Annotated in this window: 10 protein-coding genes; 4 read left to right on the top strand and 6 right to left on the bottom strand. The window is 54.5% G+C overall.

All coding sequences use genetic code 11. The features are described 5' to 3' along the window. Window positions 1-191 precede the first annotated feature (191 nt). A complete protein-coding gene (locus tag AB7M23_RS15255; RefSeq protein ID WP_454241208.1) occupies window positions 192-1,613 on the bottom strand; it encodes an amino acid permease in 1,422 nt (473 codons plus the stop codon). Between the two features lie 460 nt (window positions 1,614-2,073). Here AB7M23_RS15255 and AB7M23_RS15250 point away from each other — a divergent pair, with 460 nt between their 5' ends. Continuing rightward, window positions 2,074-3,525 (top strand): aminotransferase-like domain-containing protein, encoded by a 1,452-nt coding sequence (locus AB7M23_RS15250; protein ID WP_454241207.1) that lies wholly within the window; start codon window positions 2,074-2,076, stop codon window positions 3,523-3,525. 57 nt (window positions 3,526-3,582) lie between these two features. Continuing rightward, window positions 3,583-4,023 carry a GNAT family N-acetyltransferase gene (locus AB7M23_RS15245; RefSeq protein WP_454241206.1) on the top strand — a complete coding sequence of 147 codons (441 nt, stop codon included), beginning with the start codon at window positions 3,583-3,585 and terminating at the stop codon, window positions 4,021-4,023. 49 nt (window positions 4,024-4,072) lie between these two features. Here AB7M23_RS15245 and AB7M23_RS15240 read toward each other — a convergent pair whose 3' ends face one another. After that, the gene (locus tag AB7M23_RS15240; protein WP_454241205.1) at window positions 4,073-5,029 is read right to left on the bottom strand and encodes a sensor domain-containing diguanylate cyclase; all 957 of its coding nucleotides are present in this window, start codon (window positions 5,027-5,029) and stop codon (window positions 4,073-4,075) included. A gap of 373 nt (window positions 5,030-5,402) precedes the next feature. Between AB7M23_RS15240 and AB7M23_RS15235 the strand changes: the two genes are divergently transcribed. Beyond that, entirely contained in the window at window positions 5,403-6,665 is a 1,263-nt protein-coding gene (locus AB7M23_RS15235; protein WP_065760824.1) for a sensor domain-containing diguanylate cyclase, read from the top strand. Window positions 6,666-6,731: 66 nt separating this feature from the next. On the opposite strand, the gene AB7M23_RS15230 is transcribed toward AB7M23_RS15235, so the two are convergent. After that, entirely contained in the window at window positions 6,732-7,310 is a 579-nt protein-coding gene (locus AB7M23_RS15230; RefSeq protein WP_454242180.1) for a hypothetical protein, read from the bottom strand. Window positions 7,311-7,879: 569 nt separating this feature from the next. On the opposite strand from AB7M23_RS15230, the gene AB7M23_RS15225 reads away from it, so the two are divergent. Beyond that, window positions 7,880-8,668, top strand: coding sequence for a PDZ domain-containing protein (locus AB7M23_RS15225; RefSeq protein WP_454241204.1), 789 nt, complete (start codon window positions 7,880-7,882; stop codon window positions 8,666-8,668). A 1,049-nt stretch (window positions 8,669-9,717) separates the two neighbouring features. Here AB7M23_RS15225 and AB7M23_RS15220 read toward each other — a convergent pair. The 3 genes from AB7M23_RS15220 to AB7M23_RS15210 form a co-directional block, all read right to left on the bottom strand. Beyond that, window positions 9,718-10,176: a lysis protein gene (locus tag AB7M23_RS15220; RefSeq protein WP_454242179.1), complete on the bottom strand. Its 459-nt coding sequence runs from the start codon at window positions 10,174-10,176 to the stop codon at window positions 9,718-9,720. A gap of 71 nt (window positions 10,177-10,247) precedes the next feature. Continuing rightward, on the bottom strand, window positions 10,248-10,742 hold the full coding sequence (locus AB7M23_RS15215; RefSeq protein WP_454241203.1) for a glycoside hydrolase family 24 protein: 495 nt from the start codon (window positions 10,740-10,742) through the stop codon (window positions 10,248-10,250). Between the two features lie 150 nt (window positions 10,743-10,892). Next, window positions 10,893-12,005 carry an acyltransferase family protein gene (locus AB7M23_RS15210; RefSeq protein ID WP_454241202.1) on the bottom strand — a complete coding sequence of 371 codons (1,113 nt, stop codon included), beginning with the start codon at window positions 12,003-12,005 and terminating at the stop codon, window positions 10,893-10,895. Window positions 12,006-12,076 lie beyond the last annotated feature (71 nt).

Genomic DNA, 12,076 nt, shown 5'->3' with positions numbered 1-12,076 from the left:
CATCTGTAGCACGTACTGGGCGGTTGACTGGGGGCAGTGTCCGGCGTCTTTACCGGCAGGGCCTTGAGAAAGGCGCGAAATCGACGTTTACCGGCGCCTGAAAGCTGACAGGCACCGGTTACGCGCTGCGCCTGGCAATACGCCAGGCGCGTATCCGGGCGAACCGAGGTCGCCCAGGAAGGGAGGCTGCTTCAGGCGGCCTTGTTTTTCAGGGCGCGCCGGTGAACGACTGCCCCCATGAGCGCCACGACGATGGACGCGATACCGGTAGAGATCACTAGCACCTGGTACTCATCAACGAAAGCCATAGTAACAAGGCACGCGATGATGAACGCAATCACCAGGTAGGTCAGCCAAGGGAACAGCCACATCTTCAGACGAATCTGCTTGCCTTCAGCTTCCAGCTTGCGACGCATTTTCAGTTGCGAGAAGGCGATCACCAGGTAAACCAGCATGGCAATCATGCCGGTGGTGTTCATCAGTACGTCCAGCACATCCTTGGGCCGCAGGGTGTCGCTGAAGTTGATCAGGGCAACAAACACCGCTACCGAGCATGAACCGAGAATCGAGAATACCGGTACGCCGCTGCCGGCGCGGGTCATCTTGAAGATCGCCGGCGCATCGCCACGGGTAGCCAGGGAGAACAGCATGCGCGAGGCCGTGTAGTGCGCCGAAATCATGCAGCTGCTCACCGAGGTCAGAACCACGAAGTTCATCACCATCTCAGCGCCAGGGATGCCCAACAGCTCCAGCGTACGACGGTAAGAACCATAGCCGGACTGGCCCAGCAGCGGATCGTTCCACGGCACCAGGGCTACGATCAGGAAGATCGAACCCACGTAGAACAGGCATACACGCCAAACCACCGAGTTGGTCGCCTTGACGATCTGCTCGGAAGGGTTTTTCGATTCGGCCGCAGCGATGGTAACGATTTCAGCACCGAGGAACGCGAACATCACCCCAAGCATGGCCACAACGACTGACTCAATGCCATTGGGCATGAAGCCTTCCACCGCCGTCAGGTTGCTGATGCCATGCACTTCACCGGTCGGCCACAAATTGACCACGGCCATGCCACAGACCACAAGGAAGCAGACAATGGCCACCACCTTGATCAGGGCGAACCAGAACTCAAACTCACCGTAGTGCTTGACGTTGAAGAAGTTGACGCCAATCAGCGTCAGGGTAGCGATCAACGTGAAGGTGTTGATGCTGACCGAGGGGAACCAGCCGTGCAGAATCTTGCCTGCGACGTAGGCTTCCCACGCCATCAAGATGACCCAGAACCACCAATACAGCCAACCGATGGTGAAACCGGCCCAACGGCCAATGGCACGTTCGGCATAGGTGGAAAACGAACCCGTATCAGGCGATGACGTGGCCATTTCGCCAAGCATGCGCATGATCAGCACCACCAGGATGCCACCGGCCAGATAGGCGAGTACGGCAGCCGGGCCAGCGCTGTGGATCACACTGCCAGAGCCGACGAACAATGCGCCGCCGATGACCCCGGCAATCGACATCATGGTCAGGTGGCGCGATTTGAGCGAAGCACTGAGCTTGCTCTCATGCTCCACCTTCGCTGTGGAAGTGGATGTGGATGTTGCGTCCATCAGTAGTCTACCTCGTGTTCTTTTTATCTAAGGAAACTCGTGAAAGCACGACGATCGTCGCGTTCACCTCTGCATCAGCTGTCTGATTGTGTGCACGATGGTGTGCCCGAGCCGACAAACGGCCACGTTGGGCAGGGTTTCTATCGTGCTCAGGCTCGTCCGGTGGGCCTGAGGTGTGGTGCAAGGGACGGATGAACGGCACCAACAGGCGACGACATCAGCGGAAAAGACGTGAACGGAGCACTCTCCGTCGGAAAAGCATCGGATAGATTGTGATTGTTCATGAAGCTTCAACGGCTTTGGTCTGGCGATAACTGACACCTAATGTAAAAATGTCTGACGCCAAGAGCCATGCACAGCGCGCACAAATCGTCACTGCACTGTACAGGTCGCCGATGCAGCACACTCCGTTTTCCTGCAGGTGCTTGGTGGTACGCTCATTTGAAGGCACAGCTTCCCCATGTTTGAATTACGACCCGACGCATCGCCCCCATTGGTCAACCAGATCATCAACGGGCTGCGTGAGTTGATCGAGAACAACACCCTCAAACCCGGCGCAAAAGTACCGTCGATTCGCGCCTTCGCCGCCACCTATTCGGTCAGCACGTTTACCGTAGTCGAAGCCTACGACCGTCTGGTCGCCCAAGGCTTGCTGATCAGTCGGGGCAATGCGGGCTTCTTCGTCAACCGCTCGGCAAACGAGCGGATCAACGCACAAGCCAGCGAACCGCGCCCGGTCAAACCCACGTTTAACTCCGAGTGGTACTTGCAGCAGATTTTTGAAAGCCGACAACTGGCCTTCAAACCCGGCTGCGGCTGGCTGCCAAACGACTGGATGTTCGAAGACGGGCTGCGTCGCGGCTTGCGTCAGGTTGCCAGCAGCGTGATGGAGCTCAGTGGCTATGGCGACCCCATGGGGCTGCTGGAGTTGCGCACGCTCACCGCGCAGAACTTGCAGCAGGACCTGCGCATCGTCGTGCCGCCTACCCAGTTGATGCTCACCCATGGCGGCAGCCAGGCGCTGGACCTTGCTGTGCGCACGCTGGTGCAACCGGGCGACGTGGTGCTGGTGGACGACCCCGGCTACCCCAACCTGATGAGCATCCTGCGCTTCCAGGGGGCCACCCTGATCGGTGTGCCGCGCACCCCGGCCGGCTACGACCTGGACCACCTCGAACGGCTGCTCGCGCACCACCGCCCAACGGTGTTTTTCACCCAGCCGCACCTGCACAGCCCGACCTGCTCGCGCACGCCCCTCGTGCAATTGCACCGCCTGCTGCAACTCGCCTCGCAGCACGGCTTTCGGATTGTGGAAAACAACCTCTACGCCGACATGATCGCAGAGCCCCTGCCCTGCCTGACCAGCCTCGATCACCTGCAACAGGTGGTGTACGTCGGCAGCTATTCCAAAAGTATCTCCCCCAACGTGCGCGTCGGCTACATGCTGGCCAACCCCTCGCTGATGCAGCAATTGCTGCACCTGAAGATGCGCTCGGGCCTGACCACCTCACAGGTCATGGAACGCGTGGTGTATGCGGCTATCACCGATGGCCGATGGCGCAAACACCTCAAGCGCATGCGCCAACGCCTGTCGGAAGCGCAACAGGAAGTCAGCCGCCAGCTCACCCGGCTGGGCTTCGAGTTGTTTGTCGATTCAGATGAAGGCATGTACATCTGGACCCGTCACCCGGCCATCCCCGACAGTGCCGCGCTGGTTGACGAAGCCCTCAAACACGGCATCATGCTCGGCCCCGGGCAGTTGTTCATGGTCGACTCACAAGCCACGGGCTGGATGCGCTTCAACGTGGCATTCAGTACTGAAGCGGCACTGTGGGAGCAACTGGAGAAGTTGCTGATCAAGCATGTTCACGCCGCCAAGGGGAGACTGATTGAAGCAAACTACAAGTGTTAGCAATCAGGCCGCCTGGGAAATAACCGTCAAATTGCATGGACAGCCACGGAGACACTTATGTCCTTCACAATCAAAACCGTAAGTGCCGGTGAAACAGCGATGGCTGCGGCGGCCCTATGCGAGTTATGGCCGCGATACTCTGCGACTGAAATTGTTACTCAGGTTGATGAGTTTCTTCGTCCGAATGGCTACAACCTGATCGGACTTTGGACCGATGAGTCGCCCAATGCAGTCTGTGTATTGGGTTATCGCATCCAGCACTCCCTCTGGTTAGGAAAGTCGCTTTACGTCGTCGACATTGCAACACTCCCGCAATGGCGCGGAAAAGGTTTCGGTTCAGAGCTACTTGCCTGGGTGGAGGCAGAAGCAGAACGCCTGGGCTGTTCAGCCGTTCACCTGGACTCCGGTGTTGGAACTGACAGGGGCGCGGCTCATCGGCTCTACATGCAGCGCCACTATCAGATTGCCTGCCATCACTTCCTGAAGCGTTTGAGCTAATGCACTGAGCGTGCCGCGCCTTGCGCGCGCACGCCCCAGGATAAGGCTGTTACACGCCGTGCATACCCTGAAGCCGTTCGGCATCAGCAGACTTGCGCTGGCGCTTTTGCTCATACATTGCACGGTCTGCAATCGTCAGCGCCTCGGAGATACGGACAGTCTTGTTGGTCACTGCAAGCCCATAGGAAGCCTTGATGCCTTCCTCTTCAAGCGCTTCCTTGATCCTCTCGCACAGCGCCAGACCGCCACCCCAGTCACAGTTGACGCCAATGATGCCGAACTCATCGCCCCCCAGCCTTGCGACAATGTCCTCAGCCCTTGACGCCTTCTGCAATGCAAACGCTGCACGCTTGATCAGCACATCGCCGGCGGCATGACCATCACGGTCGTTAATGGCCTTCAGCTCGTCTAAATCGACGACGATCACAACAGAGGACTGGCGATAACGCTGGTAGCGCGCTTCTTCCTTGGCAAGAAGCTGAACCCATCCCGCACGGTTGTAGACCCCCGTCAATGCATCTGTGAGCGCTTGAGCCTGATAACGCTCTGCCCGCCTCTCTTCTTCGTCGACCCTGAGCTCCATCTGCAGAATCGTGCTGAGCATTTCGCCCACCAGCTCAATCAGTTCCTGATGCGCGGAAATGCTATCGGGCCTGGACTGAGGATCGATACCGCACAACGTCCCAAACAAGCGTCCATCCGCAAGCAGAAGCGGCACGCCAATGTAGGCTCCGATCGGTATTTTCCGGCCTATTTCGGCAGCGGCATAAGCAGGGACCTGGCTTGAGTCCGAGGCAATGTTTGGCCCAAGCCCCTTGACCATCTCACTGCAGAAGGAGTCGTCCCAATTGAAGACGTCGCCAGGAACGACACCATAACCCCGGTCGTCACTGTGCAATACCGTCCAGTCGTTGCCCTCGGTTCGGGTCACCATGCACAGCTGGAAGCCTAGCGTGCGACGCAGAAAGGCCAGCGCTCTTATGGACGCACTTTCAAAATCATTCATGACATGCCCCAAGGAAAATACCAGACAACAGACGCCGTACCCGGATTAGAGAACTGCTGGGCGGTGCCGATTAGCTTCAACGACTGAGCAAGAGATTCATCCAAGACTACCCCACCAGCGTTTGATGCAGCCTGAGCTCGGGCACCCGATTGAAGCTGCGAACATGGTATCAGCAACTGACTCCCGCGGGCCGGTACTGACCATTATGGAGCAGATGTTGAGGTGAAAAATCGATTATCCAGGTCATTACTGGAGCGCAATAGCCTATCAGCCCGCTGCAATCGACCGTACCCAGGCGACTGCGTCATTTTGCATCAGCAACAACAACCTGCCACCATCGAGCTCCGGCTCACACAGGGAGTGTTCCCCGCGTATGAAAACCATTGCCAGTCACATCGATCCGAGCGTGATTGCACTTGCACTTGATCAGTCATTCAATGCCGTTTTACTGACAGACGCTGACGAAGGCGAGCATCGTATTCTCTACGCTAATCAAGCTTTCCTGCGAATGACTGGCTACCGCGAAGATGAGTTACTGGGACGTAACGCTCGTATACTCCAAGGCCCCGCGACCAATCCCGAGGTGATTGATCGGCTGCGCCAGTGCCTGCGGGATGGCACCCATTTTCAAGGCTCGACAATCAACTACCGCAAGAATGGACGCCCTTACACCGTTGAGTGGAATATTTCCCCAGTACACAACACGGCTGGCGAAATCACGCATTTCATTTCGATACAGCAGGACATCAGCAGCCTGATGGCTGCCCAAAATACGACCCAGCTGTTCGCCCACGTACTTAATGCAACCGATGATGGCGTCGTTATCACGGATGCCAGTGGCACCATCGAATTCGTCAACAAAGGCTTCGAAAAGATCACCGGGTACGGGCTGACGGAGGTGCTCGGCCGCAATCCGAACATGCTCAAGTCTGGGGAACAAGACCCTGAATTCTATAAAGACATGTGGGAGACCCTGAAAAAGGGCCGCTCCTACAAAGGCACCTTTGTTAATCGCAGCAAGAACAACGAACTGATTTACTGTGACGAGACAATAACCCCTCTCACTGACCAGGCCGACAACATCACCCATTACGTGAGCATTTTTCGCGACCTGACCACTCGTATACTCGAAGAGCAGATGTTTCGTGAAATGGTGCGCTTCGACGGGCTGACCGGCGCACTAACCCGAGCAGCCGGAGAGTTGGCACTGGAAAAGGCCTACATGCAGTCTCGTGGTAGCAAGCTGCCCATGTCGATCGCACTGGCCGACATTGACCACTTCAAACACGTCAACGACACCTGGGGACACACTGCCGGCGACACGGTCCTAAAAGCGGTGTCGCGCAGCATGATTGGTGCACTAAGGGCTAACGACAGCGTCATACGCTGGGGTGGCGAGGAGTTCCTGCTTATTTTCAGTGGCTGCGACCTGGACCAATCACTGCCGCTGGCTGAACGCTGCCGAAAGGCCATTCAGCACAACCAACATGAACACGCGGGCTGTATTACCCTGTCGATTGGATTGGGTGAGCTCCAGCCTGACGAAGCATTACCGGATCTGATCGAGCGAGTCGACAAAGCGCTTTACATTGCCAAAAACTCAGGCCGTAACCAGACGCAGGTATCACGCCGGTGAGTACCTCGTCCGGTACGGGCACGCACATACTGCTGCGTCCAGGCCTATGCCTGTCAGCCTGCACGGCTAGCGCGAGGTTTTAACCTTCAGTACTTCGGTGTAAATGACATTGACCGTCTGACCGACCTTGAGGTTCTTCATTCGGGCCTGGAGTTCGGGATCCTCAACCTTGAGGACTGTCACTTTTCCTTCAGGAGGCAGCAAGGTCACTTCATGTTTTTTCAAGTCAATGTGAGTGATCTTCGACGTCACCTTGACCCGGCGAACCGCCTCACCACCCGGATGAGGATTGTCCTTGGCGGCGCGGGTGGTCATTGATTCATTGCTGACACCTGGCGCACCCCCAACATTGGTGTCGAGCACGTAGGCGATTGAGCGAACAACAGTTATGTCAACGTTGTCGCCGACCTTCAAGTTGTGCAAAGCCTTGGCTTGATCCGTTAGCTGGATAGTCACTGGTTTTTTGTCGGCGCCTTCAATAGTGACCTGATAATTCGCCGCATCAACGGCCAGCACATGCGTCACCACATGGCCTTCTATCGCACTACCGCCCAACGGCACATCGGCAGCAAGGGCCGTAAAGCTGGTAGCGGACATGATGGAAGCAAGAACAACAGTGCAGGCAAAGGAACGGATTGGCTTCATAGGTTTACTCTTCCATGTGATAGCTGAGAGAACAACACGACGGATACCAAGGCACAGCGCTTTGTGGGTACGCCATAGCATAGTCATTGATTGCCAATGTGCCGCACCTTTCAGGACGGCGAGGAAAGGCTTGCCGGGTATCCAGAGGAAACCCACTTGGGTCTCATTGTTCGGGCCAAGACCCCTTGCGAGGCAACGGAGCTGCCTGAGCCATACCGAGAGTGAGGCGGTAGAAGTAAGCGTCGAGCCGGTCTCCACAGCCGACCCAGCAACGGGCAACTACCAAACGAAGTAAGCCAGTCTCTATGGGTTTTTCACTGCCCTGTCATCCGTTCGTAACACCGTCAGAACACAATGAGCTCAGCCAAAGGGATTTGGCCCCGTCTACAGAGAGACTGGCCAAGTGCCGGGCTCATTGTTTCCGCTTTGCCCCCTTCTACACCGCCTGCCCTTCACGCAGCGAACCCCCGCCCTTGTTGTGCCCACATTTGGCTGTATACAAAATCGAGGCAAATAGCCATGATCCCGTTCGGTACGGATGCGTGCTATCTAACAGCCTGGGGATCTCAATGCTTTTATACGTCTCGAAGACAGCTCGCTATTTCGCCTTCGCCTACTGCTTTGCAGGCATAAGCGGTTGCGCTTCCGATGGCGGGATGACTGAGCTTGCCATGGCAGGCTCATTGCTTGGCGGCGCCGGAGTTGACACAGGGACAATGGCCGCCATTGGTGCGGCCGCTGTCGGCTCTATGGCCGTAGCATCGACCATTTCAGATAGTGCGGAAACAACTACTCCTAACGCCCTCCCATCGGCGTCCGTCACAGCCCCAGCTACATCTGCCTCAGCAATCGCAACCAAATCAGTGCAAGGGTCGACATTAGCGGATCTTGTGGCCAAAGAAACAGTTACGAAGTACCAAAGCCGATCATGCGACTACTTACATCTATCGCTGTCTGAATCTGATCAGCTTATAGCCTCACCTAACCCCATGGCCAAGCAAGTGGGAGATGCCAAGAAATCTGCAGTGTCACAAGTATTCCAAGGGAAAAACTGCCCACCTCTGTCACCGCTACTAGGCCGTATAGGGGCGATCATTGACACAGTTGATCCAGTCAAAGCGCCTCAGCTTAAGATTCCGGCCACGGGGGTATGGATTGAAGGTGCGTCACCTGGCAGCAATGCGGAAAAGGCAGGGCTTTCACGAGGCGATGTCGTTGTAGCCGTCAACGACAACCCAATAGAGGATGCAACTGATTTTCGCCTGGCCGTTGGACGATCAGCTATTGGCTCTACGGCCAAACTTAAGGTCTGGCGTGCGCAGCGGTTTTACGACGCGCCGGTTCTTGTCGGTCAGTGAGGACACAAGACGGCAGAAAATGCGGCCGCCAATTTAATGTATGCCTCTGAGTATGATCTGAGCGATCTGGTTGCATTCCCTGCCTTCTGAGCTTTCCTTCACACTGGAGGAACCGCCATGACAAACGATCCCCGCTCCCTTCTCTATCGCCTCAACCAGAACATCATGGCGCTTGGCTGCGCTGTATAGGGAGGGATACCTATGCGGGGATTTGAAATTCTGGCGATTATCATCGGCGTGATCGTTGTCTTCGGAGCAATGGCAAAGGACGTGCCGTATCGACTGGCATCGCCTGCCAGCAAGTGATACGCCCCTTTTCCTCCCAAGGAACATTTAATTCAGCTCCAGCCTTCAATGACTAAATTCAGTCAAGATCCGTCATTTACTGCTACAAAATCTGAGACAAATCAGGGTACGCTACGGGTGCCCAGAGGGCTATGAGACGCTGCCTACTTGAGAAAATATTCAGCTCATAGAAGCTATGCCGATACGCTGCAAGCTAACTGCATGCGAAACCAATAATAAGCACGCGTTTTAACTTAGAGAAATCAACATGAAAAAACTTGTACTAGGCGCCCTATCATTAATGGCGGCAGTTGCAACTGCCCATGCCGATCAGTGCGAGTCATGGACGCACGCGGCATACCCCGTCTCGATGAGTGCATGCTCTTATGATAATGGCGGTTCCGGGTATGTAATAATGACCAACAATGGCTCTTCAACTGCTAACATCTGCTGGACTGTTGTTTATAATGACGGGAGAAGTAAATACAGCTGCCATAGCGCGATGGGCTCAGGCGAATCATCTTCATCTTCATGCTTTAGCTGTGGGTCAAAAAATGGAGGCGCCCGGCACATATTGCTACAAAAATATCAAGAAGTAAATTGAGCCAAACCTAAAATGGAGTTTAATTTACAAACAATTAAGCTCCATCACTTCAATTGTGAGCCAGCCTCCAGCTCAGATTACCTTGAATTTGCACCTCACCCAAAAGTATCGATAGCATCAAGTTGTAGGGTTCTGCTAAATAGCTTTTCACCAGCTCTGCTCACTGCATGCCTTCGCGTACAAACGCCTGGCACGCCTGCAGCGCAATCAATCCTTGGTCGCCGTCTCCGGTGATGGCGACAATTCGTTGAGCATGCGCTGGGTCAAGTTCGGCTCGCGTGCTTCCATGAACCACACCGCTGGGGCCGGAGGCTTCTCGCACCCCACCGCTACCACTCGTGGTGTTGGCGGGGGCGGAGAGTAGGACTGACAGCCGCAAATCAGCGGTAGCAAGGCGGTCACGCAAGCGATCCTGAAGTTGTTGCGCATCGAGCAGTTCCTTGTAGTGGGTTTTGTCATTCGCCTGCAGGCGGTCTTCAAGCGCTCGGCGCTTTATCTGTTCGTCCCGCTGCCAGTCGAGCACGGCCACAGAGGCTTCGTTGCGCTCGCGCTGGAAGTCTTCGTCCTGCTTGGCCAACTGCTTGTCGTAGCTATTGGCCTGCCACTTCCACGCCCCCAGCCCTCCAAGCGCAAGTCAGATCAGCAAGGCCAGCAAAACAATGGGAACAACTACGCGCAGCCCCAATCACTTCATGCCAGCCTACCGCCAGCGGCAATGTAGTGGGCGATCAGGTCGTCCAGCTTGCGCTCATGCTGTTTGTAGCCAGCGCCTGGCAGGCTTGCCCAAATGTTCCTGCACTTTGAGATGGCTGATTCGATGCGGCCGGCATGTACGTCCGCCAGCGCGCCACGCTCCTTGATCAGTTGCAATGCCAGCTTGTCTTGGCTGACGGGCCCGAAGTCCGGCAGCTTTAGCAAATCACGATAGTGCGGCCAGTAGCGCTGGAGCTGCTGATACCGCCCTGCAGCGGTCGACTTCAGCCCTTTCGTGTTCACGGTCACCAGAACGCCAGGATGGTCGGCATAGTTGGTGAACGTGTTCGGGCTGTTGAGGCCGCCGACAATTACGTCATAGCCATCGTTGCGTGTGTACTTGCTGGTCGAGGTACCCTCCGACCACGCCAGCATGTCGAGGAAGGCGAGCGCATTCTTGCTGCCCGCCAGAGAGTCGGAAATCTTGGCCATGGTTGTCTCCAGGCGAAAAAAAGCCCGCGACTGGGCGGGCATTGGGGAGGGGAGCTACAGAAAATGTAGAGGCTATGATGCCTGTGTAAACTCCACTAAAAAATTTTACGCGGTGACAACAGCAACACTAAAAAGCCGCAAAAAGTTTAATCATCCTACTGACGGGAAAATTTCCGAACGCCTTTCAGAAACCATCCGCACAGCCTTTTTAGCCAGCATCACAACCGGCTTTTCAATAACCAAATACGAAACAATCGAAGCAATAATCAAAAACAGAAAAAAACAATAAAACTTCGTATCCGCCCCAGAAAACTGGACCCCAGCAAGCGCCCTATCAAAGTATACGTAAGCAGGTTTTTGAAGAATATATAGCGAATAACTCGCCTCACCAAGCAAAACCAAAAATGGCAGCGCAAGAACCTTTGAAAGCAACTTATCAGACAATACGCAGAAGTAGATTACAGGAAGGAAAATAGCAGCATAGAAACTACCACCAAACGCGAAATTAACTCCAAATGCATCATTCAAAAACCTTGCATTCCCTGCAATGTAAGACGCCACCATCAAGGATATGAAAAACAGTATAAGCGCCTTCCACCCAGACAATCCAATTAGAAAATTATTTCTATACGCCATGCCGCCTGCAAAACCAAGAATAAAGCTACAAAGATGAGATACAGGAAAGTAATAAATAAGATCATGAGACACCGATGGATATCCCGCATAGAATGGCGACCTATTCAGTTGCGCCAACACAAACTGCGTACCAATCCAGAAAACAACCCCTGCAAAAAGCCATTTAGCATACGATTTTTTTTCGCCAACGTTAGCCACAATCAACAGCAGCGGACTTATCGCATAGAAAAACATCTCTACTGATATTGACCATCCCGGCGCATTAGCCGAAAGCGGGAATGGTGGAAACCAGGCCTGCAAAAATCCCGCAGAGAGTATTACACCAGTAGTAAAGTACGGACCATTATAAGCAAAAACAAACGCCGCAAGAGCAAGGATATATATTGGAGCAATACGAGCCAGCCTATTCAAATAAAACTCACCCACAGGCATATCACGACCAACATGTGAAATTGAAATCACAAAACCTGATAAGACGAAAAAGAACGTCACCATAATGGGACCAGACGAAAATATAGCAGGCAAAGCCTTGTAAACTTCCGTACCCCTCCCAAAGTGAAAAATGACAACAATTGCTGCAGCGATAAACCTTAAAAATGTTAGTGATTCAAGCTTTGATCGCTGCACAACCTATACCCCTTACTTTACTTTCAATCGCGGCATTGTTGTTAAAACACATTGAAATGTCAACATTCATC

It is taken from the genome of Pseudomonas sp. HLS-6 TE3448 (genome assembly GCF_053629555.1).
This window is presented reverse-complemented; position numbering and strand designations above follow the sequence as displayed.

Bases quoted from the DNA above. Each gene is read 5' to 3' on its own strand.
- AB7M23_RS15255 (WP_454241208.1), bottom strand. From the start codon at position 1,613: ATGGACGCAACATCCACATCCACTTCCACAGCGAAGGTGGAGCATGAG.
- AB7M23_RS15250 (WP_454241207.1), top strand. From the start codon at position 2,074: ATGTTTGAATTACGACCCGACGCATCGCCCCCATTGGTCAACCAGATC.
- AB7M23_RS15245 (WP_454241206.1), top strand. From the start codon at position 3,583: ATGTCCTTCACAATCAAAACCGTAAGTGCCGGTGAAACAGCGATGGCT.
- AB7M23_RS15240 (WP_454241205.1), bottom strand. From the start codon at position 5,029: ATGAATGATTTTGAAAGTGCGTCCATAAGAGCGCTGGCCTTTCTGCGT.
- AB7M23_RS15235 (WP_065760824.1), top strand. From the start codon at position 5,403: ATGAAAACCATTGCCAGTCACATCGATCCGAGCGTGATTGCACTTGCA.
- AB7M23_RS15230 (WP_454242180.1), bottom strand. From the start codon at position 7,310: ATGAAGCCAATCCGTTCCTTTGCCTGCACTGTTGTTCTTGCTTCCATC.
- AB7M23_RS15225 (WP_454241204.1), top strand. From the start codon at position 7,880: ATGCTTTTATACGTCTCGAAGACAGCTCGCTATTTCGCCTTCGCCTAC.
- AB7M23_RS15215 (WP_454241203.1), bottom strand. From the start codon at position 10,742: ATGGCCAAGATTTCCGACTCTCTGGCGGGCAGCAAGAATGCGCTCGCC.